The sequence below is a fragment of the Streptococcus iniae genome (assembly GCF_030732225.1).
GTDB classification, from domain to species: Bacteria; Bacillota; Bacilli; order Lactobacillales; family Streptococcaceae; genus Streptococcus; species Streptococcus iniae.
In genome coordinates, this window is the sequence record NZ_CP132230.1 from 198,320 (window position 1) to 218,795 (window position 20,476).

The following is a 20,476-nucleotide window of genomic DNA, read 5'->3' on the forward strand; positions in this document are numbered from 1 at the left end:
CCACTAAGAGTTGAGGAGAAAAGAAATGAAACAATTAACAGATCGCCTTGTCTCGCGTCACGGTGCTATTCTAGATGGGCGAGTGGTTATGCCGCCAATGTTAACGTATTCTGGTCAAGAAGGTGGCTTTGCCAGCTCAGAGACACTTGCTTATTATGGGGCGCGTTCTCAAGCAGCAGCTATGGTGATTACAGAATTTCATTACGTCTCTGAAACTGGTGGCCCTTGCTCAAGGCTAGGTTTTCCAGAACAATTAGGGATTCAAGACGATGCCCATATCCCATCTATTGAGGCTATTGCTAGAGCTATCAAAAAAGATGGCAGTAAGGCTATTCTTCAACTTCATCATGGAGGACAACAAGCCAATGGACGAGCAGCAAAAGGGCTGGATGTTCTAGCACCAAGTGCCTTGGATTTTGATTTTTTACCCTATCCAGTGCGTGAGTTGACCAACCAAGAAATTGACGAAATCATCAACGATTTTGGACGAGCAACTAAACGTGCAATTGCCGCTGGTTTTGATGGGGTGGAAATCCATGGCGCTAATCATTATTTGCTACAACAGTTTTTCTCTAAAAACTCTAACAGACGTCAGGATTCTTGGGGTGGAAGTCTTGAAAAGCGCATGGCTTTCCCATTGGCCGTGGTCAAAGAAGTAGCATCTGTAATTGAAGCTTATGCACCAAAAGAATTTATCCTAGGCTACCGCATCTCACCAGAAGAAATACACGGGGAAATGGTGGGTTATACCTATAAAGAATCCATGACCCTCATTGCTGAAGTTGCAACATATGGTTTTGATTATATTAGCTTATCTATCTGGGGAGGCTATGATAGCAAACCGCAAGGAAGTGATCAGTCTTATGGGCAACTCTTTAAAGAAGTGGTCGGCAAAGACACACAAATTTTACTAGTAGGTTCTGTCTTTACAGAAGCAGCAGCAAGTGAGGCTGTTGAAAAACACACCGATTTAATTGGTGTTGGCCGTGGCACTTTAATTGATCCTAAATTTGGTCAAAAAATCAAAGAAGGAAGAGGGCATGACATTGTGTCAGAAATCTCGCCACAACAATTGGAAAATACCTATTGGACTAAGGGGCTTAGACAGGCCTTTTCGCGTGAAGATTCCCTAGGTTTGCCTCCTCTACCTGGACAAAGTAGCATTCAAACCTCCTAAAAAGAATGGGAGTGATGAGTGGTCCTACCAAACACTAGTGTTTAAGAATGATACTATAAGTAAATAAGTGCTAACAAAGACACAAAAAGGGTCAATTAATAGGAATTAGTGACACCATTTGTGTGAAGACCTGTCTTTTGAATTTCCTTGATAGGGAAACTGGGCAGGTCTTTTTACATTGTAGATTAGTTGCATAAGGGGGCTTGCGACTAACAGAACTACTAGATTAATGTGGATATAAGTTGGCTTAAACAAAGAAAGCGCTTACGCTATAATTGATTTATAAAGAATAGGAGATAGGATGAATAAGAGACAAATTGAAATTCTTATTGACTTACTAGAAAGAGATAACTATATCAGTGCGGCAAAATTAGCCAAAAAGCATCAGGTTTCAACAAAAACAATTTATACTGATTTGGATGTTTTAGAAGAAGACCTTTTGCAAAAGCAGCTGAAGCTCATTAAAATTCCTAGGCATGGTCTCATTATTGAGGGGGACCTTATTGTAAAACATCAGCTCCTTGTGACAGTTCGAAACCATCTCAGCACTAGCTTATTGCCTAGTGACTATTCTCAAAGGGAAGGCCATTATTTAAGAAAGTTACTTTTGGAAAATGACAACTGTTCGATTTTAGATTTGGCCATGGATTTCTTTTTAAGTGAAACATCTGTCAGAAGGGATCTTGATAGGCTGGAAAAATTAGTATCAGATCACCATTTGGCATTAATAAAAGAACATGGTTGTGTCTCTATTCAAGGTGATGAAGGTAAAATTAGGTCTTTTTTAAGGTCTTATTTACTGGATCATTATCAGTTGATGCCAGGAGCATTAAGTGCATCTCAAGAATTAAGCACAATGTTTCGTGAATGTGATTTAACTCAATTAGACAAAAAAATTCAAGAATTAAAAGCCTTATTTGCCATATCTATTCCCCAACACCTAGAAATTTATGTGATGCTTGATTTAGTCATTAACAGTTACAGGATTAAAAACAATCACTATCTCAGAGCGGTTGATGTTAGTATTGAGGATGATTTGCATTTTATCGAAGTGTACCCTCTAGCTAGTGAATTGTTAAGTGCTAGTTTAGACTTACCGGTTGACTTATTAAGTGATGATGAAATAAAGCAAATCTGTTTGACCATTCTATCCTTAGGTTATATTCCAATGGCCAGTGACAATCAGGAATTTAAACGCTTGACGACAGATTTGATTGATAAAGTCAGTGAACTTTCAGGGCTTGATTTTTCTCAAGACTCTTACTTGAGAGAGATGATTAATAAACACATGAGGCCGATGATTTATCGCCTGAAGAATAAAATAACAATTGAGAATCAGACAACAGAAGAAATTAAGAAAAGGTATTCAATCTTGTTTAACATTGTCTGGCTAGCATCAAAAATTGTTACGGATAGTTACCATATTGATTTTTTGGATTCAGAGATTGCTTTTTTGACCATTTATTTTCAAATTGCTGTTGAAAAAATTGAGAAACCACTTGAAATTGTTATTGTCTGCCCACACGGTTTAGCCACATCGGAATTAATTTTCAACACACTAAGGCGTCTTATTTCCCCTTATGATCATCTTAAAAAAATCGATTTTTCAGATGTGACAGATGAGCTGGTGCAAGATGTTGATATGATTATCAGCTCAGTTGAATTAAGACAGTTAAGCTGCAATTACATTCTAGTAAGTCCTGTTCCGAGTCAATTTGAAGTTGACAAAATCCAGAATTTTTACCATTCACTGACAGATGGCAATAGGAAGATTTTATCTGTGGTTAAGGATAAACAGTCTATTAATCAATCTATGGTTTGTGATTTAATTCAAAATCACATTTACCTAAACCAAGACTGTAAGACTTATGATCAGGTGATTCAATTTTTAGTCAATCAGGATAGTAGCAGTGAGTTGCAGACGGCTTATATAGACTCGATTTTTCAAAGAGAACATTTAGGAAGTACCAGTGTTTATACCGGAATTGCCTTGCCACATGCCAATCCAAGGACAGTTGGAAAATCAGGTTTGAAATTACTGACCTTAAAGCAGCCGATTGTTTGGGGAGCAAACAAGGTGAAGGTGGTTATGTTGATTTCCATAAAAGAAGGCGAAGAGGAGCTTTATAAGGATGCATTAATTTACCTCTATTCCAAGATTGATGATCAGCATTTTATTGACCAACTAGTAACAGCAACAACGACACAAGAGTTTATGACACGTTTATTTAGGGAGGAATGATGATAGATGACTGACGAATTACTATTTTTACAGGTTTCAGAAATAAAGGAAAAAAATGAGGCCTTAACCTTTTTGAGTCAGCAGTTAACCCAACAAGGTTATGTCACAGAAGGTTTTACAGATGCCATTATTGCAAGGGAAGCTGTTTTTCCGACGGGGCTTCAATTTGAAGATTACGGGGTAGCTATTCCTCACACCGATTCAGATTATGTTAGGGAGACTAAAATTGCAATCATGACCCTAAAAGAGCCAGTGCCTTTTATTCAAATGGCCACTGAAAACCAGACTGTTGAGGTACGGGTTATTATCATGCTTGCTATTAAGGATGCACACACACAATTAGATATGTTGCAAAGGATTATTGGATTTTTACAAGATCCAGAAACGGTTTCGACCTTGCTTTCCTATTCAGCAGAGCAAAAAGAGGACGTCTTACAATTGTTATCACATTTTCATATTATTTAGGAGGTTATTATGTTACATTTTTTGCAGAGATTTATTGATCTAGGAGCAATTGTGGTTTTGCCAATATTAATATTTATTTTTGGCTTATTATTAGGAACCAAACCCAGAAAAGCATTTAATGCTGGAATTACTGTAGGGATAGGGTTTGTAGGTTTAAATTTGGTTATTGAGTTATTATCAGGAAGCCTAGGTAAAGCTGCACAAGCAATGGTTGAACGTTTTGGTTTGCAATTAACAACCCTTGATGTGGGCTGGCCAGCAGCGGCAGCTATCTCCTATGGAACTCTTTTAGGAAGTTTAGCTATTCCACTTGGGATTGCTATTAACTTGCTGTTATTATTTATGGGGTGGACAAAGACCTTGATGGTGGATATGTGGAATTTCTGGCATGCCGCTTTTGTGGCTTCTCTAGTCTACGCAGTGACGCATGATTTTGCCTTGGGCTTGTATGCCATGATTGCTTATCAGGTTATGATTTATTTATTGGCAGATATTATTGCTCCTGCAATTAAGAAGTTCTATGGTTTTCCAAATATTACTTTCCCACATGGAACCTCAGCACCTGGTTTTCTGGTTGCCATTCCCCTAAACTGGCTTTTTGATAGAATTCCTGGTTTTAATAAGATTGAAGCTGATCCAGAAACCATTCAACAGAAATTTGGGATTTTTGGTGAAAGTACTGTCATGGGCTTGCTTATCGGCTTGGTTATTGGTGTTTTAGCTGGTTATGATATTCAAGGGATTTCACAACTTTCTGTTAAAACAGCCGCTGTTATGTTGCTAATGCCACGTATGGTTTCAATTTTAATGGAAGGTTTAGCACCTATCTCAGAAGCAGCAAACAACTTTGTTCAAAAACGCTTTCCAGGTAGAGAAGTTAATATTGGTATGGACTCTGCCTTATCAGTGGGGCATCCAGCTGTTTTGTCAAGCTCCCTTATTTTAGTTCCAATTACAATTTTATTAGCTGTTGTCTTACCTGGGAATAAAACACTTCCGTTTGGGGACTTGGCAACTATTCCATTTGTTGTTTGTTTGATGGCAGCAGTTTTTAGAGGCAATATTATTAGAACCGTGATAGGTGGCTCTCTCTACATGGTATCCATTTTATACATCACTTCTTGGGCAGCACCATTAGTAACAGCTTCTGCTAAAGCAGCTAAATTTAATTTGGATGGACATTCAAGTATTACAGCTATGGCTGAGGGTGGCTTGTGGCCGACAGGACTCTTTATTTTTGCGGCTAATCATCTGCCTTGGTTGCTTATCAGCGTCATTTTATTAGTCTCTTTAGCTGGTTTATTCTATGTTAATAAAGTTGTGTCAAAACAACGTGAGGTATAATCATGAAAAAAATGTTAATCATGTGTGGTTCAGGCATTGCCACATCAACAATTGTGATGGGAAAAGTGAAACAATGGCTAACAGAAAAAGGCTATGACCAAGAGGTGCAACTCTTCCAATCTAAAATTGCGGAAGAAATTAATCATATTGGTGATTATGATATTGTGATATCAACGACGGTTGTTCCAGATGCTGTTAAAGATCACGTTATCATGGGCTTACCGCTGTTAACAGGTATCGGTGTTGATGGCTTATGGGCTGAGGTAACAAAAAAAATAGAGGCTTAATATGAAAGCAACTATGAGAACACTCCTAAGGCAAGCAAAAGAAGGTCACTTTGCTATACCGGCAATGAATTACCTTGATTTTGCCAGTGCAAAAGCCTTTCTAGATGCCAGTCAAGAAAAAAATCTCCCTTTGATTTTGGCATTTGCTGAAAGTCATAGCAAGTGGTTACCCTTAGAAGAGGCTGCGAGGATTGGAACTTACCTTCAAGAATGCTCTAAAACCCCTGTGGTTTTGCATCTTGATCATGGGCAGACTATTGCTTTCATTAAAAAGGCTATTTTACTTGGTTTTAATTCTGTTATGATTGATGCTTCGCTAGACTCTTTTGAGGAAAATGTCAGAAAAACAAAAGAAATTATGGCTTTTGCGCACAAATATGGGGTTGATGTGGAAGCAGAAATTGGTTTTGTAGGAGCCAATGCTAATCTTGAGAATCACAGCGTGGCGGGGTCTGTTTACACAAGTTTAGACGATGCCTGTACTTTTTATCAAGAGACTCAAGTGGATTCCTTAGCAATCTCAATAGGTACAGCTCATGGTCTATATCAGGGGACACCCCATATTGATTTTGCCAGATTAGCAGAGATTTCAAAAGCCTTGCCAATTCCTTTAGTTTTACATGGTGGCTCCTCATCGGGAGATGGTAATTTAAACCGGTGTGCTAAAAATGGTATTTCAAAAATAAATATCTTTTCAGACGTTATTTCAGCTGCCTACAAGGTCAAAGATAATCATGACAGCAAAGATTATCCGACTTTAGTTTTAGGAATGCAAAAGGCGATGAAAGAAGTCTTATTACATTATTATGATATTTTTGAAACCCAGGAGGTGAAAAATGGTGAAAGAGGTCATCAAAGCTAAATTTTTTGTTTTTAATTCTAAATCCTATCTATTTGGAGAGTCTTTAAAAGAATTGGTTCACTGTGCTGATGGTTTGGTTGATGATGACATTAGCATTTTTGTCACAGCTCCCTATGCCGATTTAAAAATGGTTAGTGATGAGAGTCAACATTTGATTGTTACAGCTCAGCATTTAGATGCTATCACTCCAGGTCGTGGAATGGGGAAGGTTTTACCACATTCTCTGGTTAATAGCGGTGTGAAAGCTGTTTTCCTTAACCATGCAGAACACCCAATGACTCTTTTAGAGTTGGTTAAGGCAATCACAATAGCTCAAGAGTTAGAGTTAATCACAATCGTTTGTGCGGACTCAATTGCAGAAGCGCGTGCCATTGCTACTTTAGCACCAGATATTATTCTATGTGAGCCGACTGATTTAATTGGTACAGGAAAGACAAGTGATTCGACTTATGTTGCCAAAACGAATCAAGCGATTCGAGAAATCAATCCAGATATTCGAGTTATGCAAGCCGCTGGCATTTCCAGTCCAGAAGACGTCTTTAATATTATTCGTGCTGGCGCTGATGGCACAGGGTGTACGAGTGGTATTGTAAAGGCGAAAAATCCTAAGGAAATGCTGACCAAAATGGTTCTTGCTGTTAAAGAAGCAAGAATTGAAAAGGAGGTGTAAAATGGCTGTTTTTCAACAACAACTCCTTTTAGACACTGTTGCTGATAGGGATTCTTATTTTGATATAACAGAACATGTTAACACAGCAATTAAAGAAAGTGGCATTCAAAACGGCATTTGTCTAGTCAGTACGCCGCATACCACTTGTTCTGTATTTTTTGAAGAATTCACACATGATAAAGATTGTAATGGCGATGATTTGCTTAATTTAGATTTATCTGAAAAACTAGAAAAGCTTATTGATAGGCATGAGTCAGCCACCTCTTATCGTTACCCAGGACCAAAGCACTATGACGCTGTCGCCTCTTGGCCAAACCCTCAAGAGTGGCTGCCAAATGGTGATAAGAAAGCATTGTGGAACGCAGATGCTCATTTAAAAGCTAGCCTAATGGGATCTAGTGAAACTTTTCCGGTGACCCTGGGTCAACTAGCAGTAGGAAAGACAGGCTATGTTTACTTTGTTGATTTTGACCGCACACGTGGTCGAAGCCGTAAGGTTCAAATAACAATAATGGGTGACTAGAATCCCTTATTAAGGTGGGGAATAGTCGGTTTTAGCAAGGAGAAAAAGTCTTAATTTTATTACTTTGTCAATCTGTGTTATAATAATGATACAAAAAATACAAAAGGTAGGTTTAGGGATGTTTGTTGATAAAACATATCAAAAGACCAGTGACTTTATGCTTTACGCTGTCATATTGCTAGTGTTGACCACTGTGGTGACTTACGCCATTAATCCAAATACTAGTCGTTTAGTAACAGCAATTGCTACAAAGATTCCAACTAAGCTCAGTCAAGCTAATGGTATGGAAAAAGTAATGATATATATTCAACATAATGCCTTTACGGTGCCTTTGAAAATGTTGCTGTTGGCTCTTTTACCGATTCCATTTTTGTTTCTGATACATTTGTTATTGTCTGTGACTATTTTAGGGATTGCGTTTGCTATTGTTCTGAGGTATGATGCTGGACAAGGTATGGCTTTAATTCTTAGTAGTCTTCCACATTCTTTTTTTGAGCTTTTTGGAATATGTTTATTTGCTAGCCTACTTTATAGACTTAATAATGCTTTGTATCACTCTTTATATGTTAACTTGCCATTTTACCAGAAAGAAAAATGTTATTGCCTAAAAGAAGCAGCTCTATCCTTATTAAAAGTCTACTTTTTCTTGGTTTTACCAATTATTAGTTTTGCAGCGATTTGTGAGACTTATCTGACAGAATATATTTATTCATTTTTTCACTAAAAAGGCTAATAGAAGCCTTTTTTTTGATACTGTCAATAATTTTGTGTAAACACAAGAGTAGAGTTTTTGAATATTAGTCAAATAAGCTATCAAGTGTGTCAAAACATACTCCGAATCCTTTATGAATACGAGCTCCGAACTTAATGTTATAGTCTTCGAAAATACTTACAAGGCATCGTTCTAAGGCTTCTTCATTTGGAAAAACCACCCTCTTCTTGCTTTGTCGCTTGATTTCTTTATTGAGTGATTCAATCAAGTTTGTAGAGTAAATACTAGACCAAATGTGATGTGGAAATTGATAGAAAGTTAGGAGATTTTCAGTTGTTTCAAGTGATGTCATAACCTTTTTGTAACGAGGTTTCCACTCAGAAACAAATTGTTCCAATAATTTAATAGCCTCCTGTAAATTTGTGGCACGATAAATCTGCTTGAACTGATTTAGAATAGGTGCCCTATCTACTCGTTTGACCTTACTGGAGATATTGCGACCAATGTGAACCAGACACCGTTGCTGTTTAGCCATTGGATAGGCTTGTTGGATGATTTGATCCACACCGTTAAGCCCGTCTGTAACAACTAGAGAAACTTGCTTAAGTCCTTGATTTTGTAGCCTCTTAAGAAGATCTGACCAAGAGACATTATTTTCATTAGGGGCAATCTCATAGCCAAGAACTGATTTATACCCTTCAGGCGTGATACCAAGTGCAATGTGAATACATTCTTTACTGACCGTACCTCGTCGCAAGGGTAAGTAAGTTCCGTCTAGATACAAGACTGAGTAGTTAGTTTGAAAGGAACGCTCATGAAAGGCAGTGACACTTTCTTGAGTCACTTTTGTGATATTTGACACCGTTGCTGGACTGTAGTGGTGACCATACATGCGCTCAATAATGTCACTGATTTCGCGTGTCGTAACGCCAGTTTGATAGAGTTTAATCACCATCTCTTCCAAGTGGTCATCTCGTCTAGCATAAGATGGTAATAAAACTGGTGAAAACTCGCCGTTTCGATCTCTTGGAATGATTAAATTGACTAAGCCATACTTCGTTTCAAACTGTCGAGAGTAGGTCCCATTACGGCTATTACCTGTATTGTAACCTTCTTTTTTATATGGCTCATATCCAAGGAAAGCTGATAGTTCAACCTGCAAGAGATCATTCATAGCTATTTCTAAAGAGGATCGAAAGAATTCATCAATATCTTGTTTTTGCGCTAGGAAGTTAAGTAATTCTGTGGTAAACTGAGTCATGGGAATAAATCTCTTTCTAGTGAAGTGTCGTAACTCTACTATACAGGATTTATTCCTTTTTTGTGTTTACACAAGATATTTTACACTACCTTTTTTTTCTTCTTTAAAATAATATATAAAATTTTTACATATAAATACTTGACAGTTATTGTTAGTAGGTGTATTCTTGATATGTAAAATATTTATATATAAAAAAATTACACATTGAAATTGAGGAGGCAGTGAATGTATTTTCCAGTGTCAGCTACCTTAATTGAATTTCTGATTTTAGCAATTGTTGACAAGAATGACTCCTATGGATACGAAATCAGCCAGACCATTAAGTTAGTGGCCAGTATCAAAGAGTCGACACTCTATCCCATTCTCAAAAAACTTGAGAAATCAGGGTTTGTTTCAACCTATAGTCAGGAATATCAAGGAAGAAAACGTAAGTATTATGCGATGACCACTTCAGGTAAGGAGCAATTACTTTACTTGAAAGCAGAATGGGTGCTCTACAAGGACACTTTAGATGGGATTATTGAAGGAGGGTTAAAGGATGACTAAGGATGCTTACTTAAGAGCCTTAGATAAATACCTAAAGAAATTACCTGAGCAGGATTATCAGGATGCCATGGATTATTTTCAAGAGTATTTTGACGAAGCAGGACCAGAAAACGAGGAAGAAGCAATTACTGAGTTGGGAAGTCCCAAAGAAGCAGCGCGTGAGATTCTAGGAAAACTTCTCGATGATAAAAAAGAAGAGGACTCAAGCCTTCTTGGGCGAAATGGTAAATCCATTTTATGGATAACCCTTCTATCTCTTTTGTTGGCGCCTATGGCCTTCCCACTTGTCATTGCCTCTATTGCAATTGTTATTGCCATTGTGGTTACTGTCGCAGCCTTACTGTTTAGCCTTGTTGTTGTAGGTTTAGTCCTGTTGGCTAATGGCATCTATGTTTTGGGGGATAGTTTTCACTACTTATCAAGTTCCCTAGCAAACTTTAGTTTAAGTCTATCTATGGGATTTGGCATGTTGGCTGTCGCTCTTGCGGCATTGATGGCAGGTTACAAAGCGTCAGTGCTTATCATTAACGGAGGCTGGGCATTAATTCAGTGGCTGATTCAAAAAAGCCTAGGGGGTAGAGCATGAAAAAATATGAAAAAATCATTGGCATGATTGCTCTTGCTTGTCTGATGCTGGCCCTTTGCTTTGGTGCTTATGGCTATTTGTCAGGTGGTATAGAGGCAGAAAAAATACCTAAAGAGCACATCAAAAATGTCACTCAAACAGTCAAAGCTAAAAAGACATTGCGACTTGATAGTGATGTTAATGATGTGACGATTGAGACTTATAAGGGAAAAGATATCAAAGTCATTTATCCAAAGTCAAAGAAGAATCCTATCACAATTACAGAAGATGATGCTACTTTACAAATAAAAGATTCTGGAAACTGGACTAAGCCTAGAACAAGCGTGCATTTTCTAACCTTGGACTTGCTCAAAGACATTCATAAGGGGGTTAGAATCGGTTTTGAGAGTGGTTACCGCATCACTATTTTGGTTCCAAAAGGCTATCAATTTGACGACCTTAACTTACATTTGCCTGCAGGTAGTTTGGATTTATCGGATATTTCGGCTCAAAAGGCAACTATTACCTTATCAGCTGGGGAATTGCAACTTGATAAAGTGATGTTTAAAGAAGGAAATCTTAACCTTTCAGTAGGAAGCCTAGTGATTTCAAATAGTGTCTTGAATCAGTTTGATTATCAACTTAATACAGGAGACCTTGACATTACTAATAGCCAATTAGGTCAGACACGTGGGAAATTATCTCTAGGTAATTTTACTGGGGATGGTCTTATTTTCAAAGGGAAGAACACATTAGAGTCTCATGTTGGTGATGTTTTCATTTCCCTAAAAGAGTTGAACTTACTAGTGACTACTAAAGGTAATGTTGGTGACACAAACATTACCCCAAGTTTGAAAGACAGTGACACTAATAGATTGGAAATTAAAAATAATCTTGGGAATGTAACCATTCAGTAACAAAAAGGCTCAATACCCATTTGGTGTTGAGTCTTTTGTTCTTTTTTGCTATGCTATTAAAAAGCTTTGGAGGTTGCCTATGATTAAAAAAGTTGCTATTGTGAGTTTATCAAGTGGGATTCTAGGAGAAGACTTTGTTAAACATGAGTTGGATTTGGGGATTTCGCGTTTGAAAGAGTTTGGTCTTGAACTTGTTTTCATGCCAAATGCTTTACAAGGGATAGAGGAACTGTCAACCCATCCAAATCTCCGGGCTCAGGACTTGATTGATGCCTTTGCGGATCCGAGTATTGATATGATTCTTTGTGCCATCGGAGGAGATGATACTTATAGGCTTCTACCGTATTTGTTTGATAATGATGCCCTAGCAAAAGTTATTAATCAAAAAGTTTTTCTGGGCTTCTCAGATACGACCATCAACCATTTAATCTTGCATAAGCTTGGAATTAAAAGCTTTTACGGCCAATCCTTTCTGGCTGATATTTGTGAGTTGGATCATGACATGTTGCCTTATTCACGTGCTTTTTTTGAAGAATTGCTGCGCAATGAACAGATTGCAAGCATAAGTCCGAGTCCTTACTGGTATAGAGAGAGAACTGATTTCAGTGCCAAAGCTCTTGGAACAGCGAGACAGAAATATGCTGATAAAAGAGGTTTTGAATTGCTTAAAGGCCCTTCTCAGTTTAGTGGTCACATTTTGGGAGGCTGCATAGAATCCTTGTATGATATATTTGATGCTAATCGTCATCCAGACATGGTCAGTTTGTGTCAAAAATACCACTTATTTCCAAGCTTAGAAGAGTGGACAGGAAAAATTCTCCTTTTGGAAAGTAGTGAAGAAAAGCCAAAACCAGAACTGTTTAGAAAAATGCTGGAACGATTGAAAGCTACAGGCATATTTGATGTTATATCTGGAGTCCTTGTTGGCAAACCAATGGATGAAAGCTATTATCAATCCTACCGTACGATTTTGTTAGAGGTGATTGATGCAGACATTCCAATTGTTTACAACCTTAATATTGGCCATGCCACACCACGAGCAATCATTCCTTTTGGTGTAGCAGCTCAAGTAGACATTGACAAGCAAACCATTAGCTTTGATTATCCCTAATAATTGCTACTAAAAGTCAGTGTTTTCTTTAGCAAAGACACAAGGTTAGCTAATCTCTTTAAAAGAAGGATTTAGTCCTGTTTTGTATTGGGACAAGTCTTTTTTTTTTGCCTGTGTTTATTGTTGTCGAAAAATGCTTGTGTAGTTGCTTTTTCAAGCTCACTCAGTGATTTTAGGGGATTGCTGTGACTTTTAGTGTTCAGTTTGTTAATGGAAATGGTTGATTGAGGCATAAAGGGCTGAGAAAATCATCTTATAACGCTATATTTTTTAATAATACTATTGTTTTTCTAATATATTTGGTGTATGATGAGATTAAAAAGTGAAAAGAGGTAACTTTATGGGTAAAGCAATCTTAACCTTAACAACCAAACGCTATCAAAAACTTCCAGCCTGGGTCATGACTCTCCTTGCGTGTTTGATGGTACTATCTTTTTTATTTGTTGGTGAAACAGCTGTCAGTATTCTCTTTAGTATTGTTGGAACTCTCTTTTTTCTTGTCAAAATGGGTAGCATGTTCTCTTTTGACCAAGTGGTTGCTATGTTTGATAACATCTATGTAATGTTAACCATGGCAGGGGCACCAGGATTTATCTTGTATTTTTGGCTAAAATATTATGAAAAGCGTCCATTTTCAAGTCTTGGTTTTGTAAAAAAAATCTGGAAATCTGAAATTTTAAAAGGCTGGCTTGTTGGGACAAGTTTAATTATCATTTCTTTTTTAACCTCATATCTATTGGGAGGTTTAAGTTTAGTTTCAGTTGATTTTAGGCCTCTAACACTTCTCCAAATCCTTAGTTTGATGCCATTTTGGTTTTTACAAGGTGGTACAGAGGAACTTTTAACAAGAGGTTGGTTATTACCTGTAATTAAAAGTAGAACAAATCTTATCATTGCCATTGCTCTTTCAAGTAGTTTATTTGGGATTTTGCATATAGGAAATCACCACGTTACTTTCTTATCAATTTTAAGCATTAGTTTATCAGGAGTGTTAATGGCTCTTTATATGATTAAGACAGACAATATTTGGGGTGTAGCTGGTCTTCATGGAGCTTGGAATTTCACTCAAGGCAATATTTTTGGTGTGGCTGTTAGTGGTACAAATGCAGGTTCTTCCTTGTTTCGATTTCAAATTAATCCAAATAGTCCAGAGTGGATTTCTGGTGGAGCCTTTGGGACTGAAGGGAGTTTGATAGCTAGTATTGTTTTAATGATTGGGATCCTGATTTTAATGAAACAATTAAGGCAGGAAAAAACCTTATAAAAACAGTTAAAAAAGAAGTTACAGCTTGGAGGCAAAGGTATTTTGCCTCCAATTTTGTTCCCTTTTTAGAAAACAGCAAGCTGATTTAGTGATCTTTAATCAAAACACCATCTGTAGAATTGGATAAAGTATCACTTAAAGTTGCTATCTGTGTTTCAGGTGATCTTCTGGGGAAGTTTTCTTAAGTGTTCTTTTTGTGATCAATAAGGCCAAGATTTTTAGCGATAATATCAGAATTTTCTTATTGTTTTCACAATAAAAATCTTAGAGTTACTGATCTATAATCTATTGACAAGAGATTAAAATAGTGCTAACATTAACCAGTTAAATAACTGGTTGAGTAAAAAGAAAGGATATTTATGAAGAAATCGATTAAATTACTGTTAATGCTACTCTTAGCCCTTGTGATTAGTGGTTGTAGTAAGGCGGGGCATTTGAGTAAGCAAAAAGAAGGGCTACATATTGTCACGAGTTTTTACCCTGTTTATGCTATTACAAAATCTGTTTCAGGTGATCTCAATGACGTTCGCATGATACAGTCAGCTGCTGGGATTCACTCTTTTGAACCCTCTGTTAATGATGTTGCTGCTATTTATAAGGCTGACCTTTTTATCTATCACTCGCATACTTTAGAAGCGTGGGCTAAGGATTTGCATCCTAATCTTCAAAAATCAAAGGTTCATGTGTTTGAGGCCTCTCAGTCACTAACCTTAGACAGAGTTACTGGACTAGAAGATGTACCAGTAACAGAAGGAATTGATCCTGCTACTTTATACGATCCCCATACCTGGTCAGATCCTGTTTTAGCAGGAGAAGAAGCTCTTGCTATTGCTGAGGAATTGGGTAAGGCTGATCCTGATAATGCACAGCTATATTCCAAGAATGCAAAAGCTTTTAAAGAAGAAGCAGATAACTTAGCAAAGGAATATGCTAAAAAGTTTAAACAGGTCAAATCAAAAACCTTCGTGACACAACACACAGCCTTTTCTTATTTGGCTAAACGTTTTGGCTTGAAACAGTTAGGCATTTCAGGGATTTCACCAGATAGAGAACCATCTCCACGACAATTAACAGAAATTGAAGACTTTGTCCGTTCATATAAGGTAAAAACCATCTTTGCAGAAGATAATGTCAATCCTAAAATTTCAAAAACAATTGCAAAGGCGACAGGCGCTAAAATTGAATTTTTAAGTCCCTTAGAAGCTGCTCCAACTAATGACAAATCCTATCTGGAGAATCTTAGGGACAATATGGAAACACTCTATCAAAATCTTAAATAGAAAGAGACAAAAATGAAAAAGAAATCTGTTTATCTATCGTCAGTAGCTGTATTAATTGCGGCAAATATTGGATGTTATCAACTCGGCAAGCATAATGCTCTGACTGAAACTAATAAAAATAGAATTGCTTATATTGATAGCAAGGAATCACAATCGAAAGCTAAACCATCTGGTGCTAAAACCATGGACCAAATTAGTGCTGAAGAAGGCATATCTGCTGAGCAAATTGTCGTCAAAATCACAGATCAAGGCTATGTCACCTCACATGGCGACCATTTTCATTTCTATAATGGGAAAGTCCCCTATGATGCTATTTTGAGTGAAGAATTGTTAATGACAGACCCTAATTATCAGTTTAAACAGTCTGATGTCATTAATGAGGTTAGAGATGGTTATGTCATTAAAGTTGGCGGAAACTACTATGTTTATCTGAAACCTGGAAGTAAACGTAAAAATATTCGAACGAAAGCTCAGATTGAAGAGCAAGTTGCCAAAGGAACAAAAGAAGCAAAGGAAAAAGGCATTGAAGCAGTTGCACATCTTAGTAAGGCTGAAGCCGCTGCGGTTAAAGAAGCCCGCGCAAGTGGCCGTTACACAACAGATGATGGCTATATTTTTAGTCCAACTGATGTCATTGATGACATGGGAGATGCCTTCCTAGTGCCACACGGCAATCATTTCCATTACATTCCAAAGAAAGATTTATCTGCTTCAGAACTAGCTGCTGCACAGGCCTACTGGAATAACAAGTCAGGTGGTAAAGTTGATTTTTCTGGGAAACATATTTTTGCAAATAATCAGTGGGCTTCAGGTAATCATTCAGATTGGACAGCTGGAACTCCCAATTATCAGCCTGTTGGGCATTTGCCAAGCGCAGCCATTTCAGGTAATGAATACAAGAACAAATCATTTGGAGAATTGCTAGATCAACTGCACCGCCTTGATCTGTCAAAAAGACATGTGGAAGAAGATGGGTTGATTTTTGAGCCAACTCAAGTTACCCGTGCAAATGCTTTTGGTTATGTTATTCCACACGGGGATCATTTCCATATTATTCCTCGTTGGCAGTTGTCTCCTCTTGAGATTACTTTAGCAGAACGTTATCTTGCTGGGCAAACTCAGGGAACTTCAATGGGACCAGTGCAACCTATCCCTACAACACTAGCTCCAGCTTCAAGCGAAGTGCCAGATTCTGGGGTTAATCATCAGTTCTTAGGTCATACGATTCGTGCTTATGGAAAAGGTTTGGATGGTAGACCTTATGACACTAGCGACAGCTATATTTTTACCAAAGCTTCTATTTCAATGGTTGATAAAGCAGGTGTAACGGCTAAGCATGGGGATCATTTCCATTACATGGGCTTTGGTGAATTGGAGCAAGATGAACTCAATCAGGTTGAGGCTTGGCTGAAAGAACATCAACAAGATCAAGACATTAAAGCAAGTTTAGTTCAAATCAAGGTTGGGCAATCCTTATTTGAGCCAAAGAATGTCTTAACTAAAAAGACTGAGAATGGCAAAGTTGGCTATCTTGTTCGTGAAAATGGTGAGGAGATTTTTTACGATCGCAATCACCTTGACTGGACACAAATTGCCTTTGCTGAGCAAGAATTAATGTTAAAAGATACTTCGAACTACAAATATGATGTGGCTAAAAGCACTATAGAGCCACGCTTAGCTGTTCAAGTATCAAGTTTACCAATGCATGCTGGTAATGCTACTTTTGATACAGGAAAAGAATTTATTATTCCTCACATTGACCATATTCATGTGGTGCCTTACCTTTGGTTGAATGAAGAACAAATTGCAACCATTAAGTATGTCATGTTGCATCCAGAAGCTCGTCCTAATATTTGGTCAAACCCAGGGCATGAAGAAGTCGGAACTGTTATTGCAAATAGCACGCCAAAAGAAAAACGTGCAGGTCTAGCTAATTGGCAAATTATTCATACTGCAGAGGAAGTTCAAGAAGCGATTAAAGCAGGGCGTTATGCCACAAATGATGGTTACATTTTTGAGGCCAACGATGTTCTGACACCTGGAACTAGGGTTTGGAGTGATAACTCCTTTAGTATCCCTCGTCCTGGAGGTGAATCAATGCGAAATATCAGCAAAGACCAATTGTCTGATGCAGAATGGCAAAAAGTCCAAGAAGTGCTTGCAAGTAAGAAAGCTAGCGCTACACCACCAAAAGCAGTTGAAACACTAGAAACAGACCAAGAGAATGCAGATAAGGAAGGGCCTTTAGCAACAGAAACTCAAACTGAACCAGCTAGTGAAGACAAGGCTAAAGATAGCCTTGATGACGTTTCTGGTGAGGAAAAAGCAGAAGGAAGCAATCCATTTGGTATGGACCAAGCAAGTTTCAAAGCAAATTTAGCAGCAATTGCAAGTAAGGCAGGGCTTCAAGTGAATCAATTAATTGTTAACGCTTCTGGTGTTCAACACTATGATCAAAATGGTGATTTAGTGACTTATGATATCCATACGATGCAGAAAAAATAAGCCTTGCAATTACTGTAGTGAGCCAATGCATAGCAATTAGTGGTGATTGCACCGTGTTTTATTTCCTTGGGTCAAAGCAGGTTAAGTAAATGGTCTCATCTGAGCACATTGCTTGGTCTGAATCAATAGTTTCTCAAAAGCAATTTACTTAATTGATACCCAAGGTTAACCTTGGGTTAGTCATACAGTTTTCAATGAAAATGACTTGTTTACAGGTCATTTTCTTAGCAGTTTTTGGGATTAACCTTTACAAAAAATAATGCCACAAAGGGGTGAAATCACTCTATAAAAACCTATCATAAAGGAGAAAAAATGAAAAAGACAGCTGCTTATCTAACTGGTGTTTTAGTAGTTGTGCTTGTACTTGTAGGCCTCTTTAGCTTTTACCAAGTTGGTAAGCAAGATAGCAATGCTGGAAAAAAACAAAGGAGTGTCGCCTATATTGACAGTAAGGCATCGCAATCGCAGGCTAAACCATCTGGTGCTAAAACCATGGACCAAATTAGTGCTGAAGAAGGCATATCTGCTGAGCAAATTGTCGTTAAAATCACAGATCAAGGCTATGTCACCTCACATGGCGACCATTTTCATTTCTATAATGGGAAAGTCCCTTATGATGCTATTGTTAGTGAAGAATTGTTAATGACAGACCCTAATTATCAGTTGACACCGTCTGATGTCATTTCTGAAATGAGTGAAGCTGCAATTATTAAGGTTGATGACTCTTATGCTGTTTATGTCTTTCCAGACAGTAGTCGAAAAAATATCCGAACAAAAGATGAAATTGCCCAAGAAGTGGCTAAGGCAAACAAATAGCAGTATGCTAATCGTGGTCGGGGGATTTTTCAAGTGGAAAAGATATGACAAATAATATCAAACAAGCTCTTTATCTGACGATAGATAGCTTGTTTTTTTGTTTAAAATATTGTAATATAATAATAAAAGCATTAAAAAGGGGTAGTCCTATGACTAAAAATATGTTAGTTCTAGCAACTGAGCGTTATAAAAAACTGCCGGCTTGGTTGATGACGATTATTGCCTGCTTGTTAGTATTGTTCTTTCTCCTACTTGGTGAATTAAGTGCTAGTTTATTATTGGCCTTAGTTGCCTTAGTAGCAGCGGTTATGCAAGGTGGAGATACTGCGACTTTCTTTGAAACCGTAACATTATTTGATAATATTTATATTATGCTTGCCATTGCTGGTGCACCGGCAATTATCTTATTTTTCTGGTTACGTTGGTATGAGAAGCGACCATTTTCGAGTCTTGGCTTTTTTAAAAAATCATGGTTTGCAGAGATCATAAAGGGCTGGATGATTGGTATGTTCCTGCTATCTGTTTCTTTACTTGTTTCCTATTTGTTAGGAGGCTTGAAGTTGGTTTCTATTGATTTTTCTCTACAAACCATATTAAAAGTGCTAATCATTATTCCTTTCTGGTTTGTACAAGGTGGTACAGAAGAATTGTTGACCAGAGGATGGTTATTACCGTTGATTAATAAGAGAACGAATCTTATTTTTGCCCTTGTTCTTACAAGTAGTTTATTTGGGATATTGCACTTGGGCAATGACCATGTTACCTTTTTATCCATTCTAAGTATTACCCTATCTGGCTTATTAATGGCCTTATATATGCTTAAAACGGATAATATTTGGGGCGCTGCAGGCCTTCATGGAGCTTGGAATTTTACCCAAGGAAATATTTTTGGCGTTGCTGTCAGTGGGACAGATGCAGGTGCTTCACTCTTTAAATTTGCAGTGAAACCTGACAGTGCACAGTGGATTTCTGGTGGGATGTTTGGCACAGAAGGAAGTTTGATTGCTAGTATTGTTTTAATGATTGGTATTCTTGTTTTACTAAAACAATTGCGTCAAGAAAAATTGCAAAAGTAGAGGTTTCCCTATTTTAGGGGACTTTTTTTAGTGCCATAAAGAAATACAAAAAGGGGCTGGGCAAAAAGCCTAATATAAACAAAACCGCATGAAATCTTTCGTTTACAAACGTTGATTTCATGCGGTTTCTTATTTCGGAAATTTGAAAAAATCAATGAGATTTCGATTTTTTGCCCAGCCCCTTTTAAATAAATTTTTATGCTTGCTTTTAGTGAGCTTCATTTAAGATTTGGTGATAGGTTTTTGCAATTTCTGTGATGCTGTCAAATTGTCCTTGGGCTGCCAATTTATTAAAGTCACCGCCAATCCCGAGTGCGCAAGCACCTGCAGCAAACCATTCTGTCATATTGTGCTGGTTAACACCGCCTGTTACCATGACTTGTACATGTGGTAATGGGGCTTTTAAGGATGCTATAAAGGATGGCCCTAAGTTGCCTCCTGGAAAGACCTTAACCATCTCACTGCCGGCTTCAAGGGCTCTTGTTACTTCTGAGATAGTCATACAGCCAGGAATATAGGGAATAGCATAACGGTTACACATTCTAGCAGTTTCGTCATTAAATGATGGAGAAACAATAAATTGTGCGCCAGATAAAATGGCTAGCCGTGCTGTTTGAGCATCTAAAACAGTCCCGGCTCCTATTAGGATTTCCCGATTTTGTGCATATGCCTCTTTTAAATGGTTAATGACTTCGCTAGCTTTTGTGTTGGTGTAGGCAATTTCAACTACTCTTATGCCACCTTCAATACAAGCTTGAGATGCTTTAATCGCTTCTTGAGCAGTCTCTCCTCTGATTACCACAACGAGTTTTTGTGCTATTAAGGCTAAAATGGTTTCTGATTTTGTCATATG

Annotated in this window: 19 protein-coding genes and 1 pseudogene; 18 read left to right on the forward strand and 2 right to left on the reverse strand. The window is 37.7% G+C overall.

Annotation, left to right across the window (positions count from 1 at the left end; all coding sequences use genetic code 11):
- Positions 1–25: 25 nt before the first annotated feature.
- From Q9317_RS01150 to Q9317_RS01190, 9 genes are all read left to right on the forward strand, one after another.
- Positions 26–1,177, forward strand: coding sequence for an NADH-dependent flavin oxidoreductase (locus tag Q9317_RS01150; protein WP_121791480.1), 1,152 nt, complete (start codon positions 26–28; stop codon positions 1,175–1,177).
- Between the two features lie 301 nt (positions 1,178–1,478).
- A complete protein-coding gene (locus tag Q9317_RS01155) occupies positions 1,479–3,419 on the forward strand; it encodes a BglG family transcription antiterminator (RefSeq protein ID WP_003098927.1) in 1,941 nt (646 codons plus the stop codon).
- A 6-nt stretch (positions 3,420–3,425) separates the two neighbouring features.
- Positions 3,426–3,884: a PTS sugar transporter subunit IIA gene (locus tag Q9317_RS01160; RefSeq protein ID WP_003098928.1), complete on the forward strand. Its 459-nt coding sequence runs from the start codon at positions 3,426–3,428 to the stop codon at positions 3,882–3,884.
- A 9-nt stretch (positions 3,885–3,893) separates the two neighbouring features.
- On the forward strand, positions 3,894–5,228 hold the full coding sequence (locus tag Q9317_RS01165; protein ID WP_003098930.1) for a PTS galactitol transporter subunit IIC: 1,335 nt from the start codon (positions 3,894–3,896) through the stop codon (positions 5,226–5,228).
- A 2-nt stretch (positions 5,229–5,230) separates the two neighbouring features.
- Complete coding sequence (locus tag Q9317_RS01170) at positions 5,231–5,515, forward strand: PTS sugar transporter subunit IIB (protein ID WP_003098933.1); 285 nt, start codon at positions 5,231–5,233, stop codon at positions 5,513–5,515.
- 1 nt (position 5,516) lies between these two features.
- Entirely contained in the window at positions 5,517–6,377 is an 861-nt protein-coding gene (locus Q9317_RS01175; protein ID WP_003098935.1) for a class II fructose-bisphosphate aldolase, read from the forward strand.
- Positions 6,355–7,047 carry a triose-phosphate isomerase gene (locus tag Q9317_RS01180; protein ID WP_370297328.1) on the forward strand — a complete coding sequence of 231 codons (693 nt, stop codon included), beginning with the start codon at positions 6,355–6,357 and terminating at the stop codon, positions 7,045–7,047. Before Q9317_RS01175 ends, Q9317_RS01180 begins: the two co-directional genes overlap by 23 nt.
- Before the next feature lies 1 nt (position 7,048).
- On the forward strand, positions 7,049–7,570 hold the full coding sequence (locus tag Q9317_RS01185; protein WP_003098938.1) for a YjbQ family protein: 522 nt from the start codon (positions 7,049–7,051) through the stop codon (positions 7,568–7,570).
- Positions 7,571–7,688: 118 nt separating this feature from the next.
- Positions 7,689–8,294, forward strand: a complete 606-nt coding sequence (locus Q9317_RS01190; RefSeq protein WP_003098940.1) for a stage II sporulation protein M — start codon at positions 7,689–7,691, stop codon at positions 8,292–8,294.
- Positions 8,295–8,367: 73 nt separating this feature from the next.
- Here Q9317_RS01190 and Q9317_RS01195 read toward each other — a convergent pair whose 3' ends face one another.
- Entirely contained in the window at positions 8,368–9,543 is a 1,176-nt protein-coding gene (locus Q9317_RS01195) for an IS256 family transposase (RefSeq protein WP_003099060.1), read from the reverse strand.
- Between the two features lie 225 nt (positions 9,544–9,768).
- Here Q9317_RS01195 and Q9317_RS01200 point away from each other — a divergent pair, with 225 nt between their 5' ends.
- The 9 genes and pseudogenes from Q9317_RS01200 to Q9317_RS01240 all read left to right on the forward strand — a co-directional run bounded on the left by Q9317_RS01200 (position 9,769) and on the right by Q9317_RS01240 (position 19,623).
- Positions 9,769–10,089 carry a PadR family transcriptional regulator gene (locus tag Q9317_RS01200; protein WP_003098942.1) on the forward strand — a complete coding sequence of 107 codons (321 nt, stop codon included), beginning with the start codon at positions 9,769–9,771 and terminating at the stop codon, positions 10,087–10,089.
- The gene (locus Q9317_RS01205; RefSeq protein WP_003098944.1) at positions 10,082–10,675 is read left to right on the forward strand and encodes a DUF1700 domain-containing protein; all 594 of its coding nucleotides are present in this window, start codon (positions 10,082–10,084) and stop codon (positions 10,673–10,675) included. Before Q9317_RS01200 ends, Q9317_RS01205 begins: the two co-directional genes overlap by 8 nt.
- The gene (locus Q9317_RS01210; RefSeq protein ID WP_003098945.1) at positions 10,672–11,571 is read left to right on the forward strand and encodes a DUF4097 family beta strand repeat-containing protein; all 900 of its coding nucleotides are present in this window, start codon (positions 10,672–10,674) and stop codon (positions 11,569–11,571) included. Before Q9317_RS01205 ends, Q9317_RS01210 begins: the two co-directional genes overlap by 4 nt.
- A 79-nt stretch (positions 11,572–11,650) precedes the next feature.
- Positions 11,651–12,682 (forward strand): S66 family peptidase, encoded by a 1,032-nt coding sequence (locus Q9317_RS01215; protein ID WP_003098946.1) that lies wholly within the window; start codon positions 11,651–11,653, stop codon positions 12,680–12,682.
- A 340-nt stretch (positions 12,683–13,022) separates the two neighbouring features.
- Positions 13,023–13,946 (forward strand): CPBP family intramembrane glutamic endopeptidase, encoded by a 924-nt coding sequence (locus Q9317_RS01220; RefSeq protein ID WP_017794663.1) that lies wholly within the window; start codon positions 13,023–13,025, stop codon positions 13,944–13,946.
- Positions 13,947–14,305: 359 nt separating this feature from the next.
- A complete protein-coding gene (locus Q9317_RS01225) occupies positions 14,306–15,226 on the forward strand; it encodes a metal ABC transporter solute-binding protein, Zn/Mn family (RefSeq protein ID WP_003098950.1) in 921 nt (306 codons plus the stop codon).
- A 12-nt stretch (positions 15,227–15,238) separates the two neighbouring features.
- Positions 15,239–17,731: a pneumococcal-type histidine triad protein gene (locus Q9317_RS01230; protein WP_003098952.1), complete on the forward strand. Its 2,493-nt coding sequence runs from the start codon at positions 15,239–15,241 to the stop codon at positions 17,729–17,731.
- A gap of 312 nt (positions 17,732–18,043) precedes the next feature.
- Positions 18,044–18,544, forward strand: a pseudogene (locus tag Q9317_RS01235) (pneumococcal-type histidine triad protein); the annotation flags it as partial.
- A 152-nt stretch (positions 18,545–18,696) separates the two neighbouring features.
- Positions 18,697–19,623, forward strand: coding sequence for a CPBP family intramembrane glutamic endopeptidase (locus tag Q9317_RS01240; protein WP_003098956.1), 927 nt, complete (start codon positions 18,697–18,699; stop codon positions 19,621–19,623).
- A 208-nt stretch (positions 19,624–19,831) separates the two neighbouring features.
- Here Q9317_RS01240 and Q9317_RS01245 read toward each other — a convergent pair whose 3' ends face one another.
- Positions 19,832–20,473, reverse strand: coding sequence for a bifunctional 4-hydroxy-2-oxoglutarate aldolase/2-dehydro-3-deoxy-phosphogluconate aldolase (locus tag Q9317_RS01245; RefSeq protein WP_003098957.1), 642 nt, complete (start codon positions 20,471–20,473; stop codon positions 19,832–19,834).
- Positions 20,474–20,476: the final 3 nt, after the last annotated feature.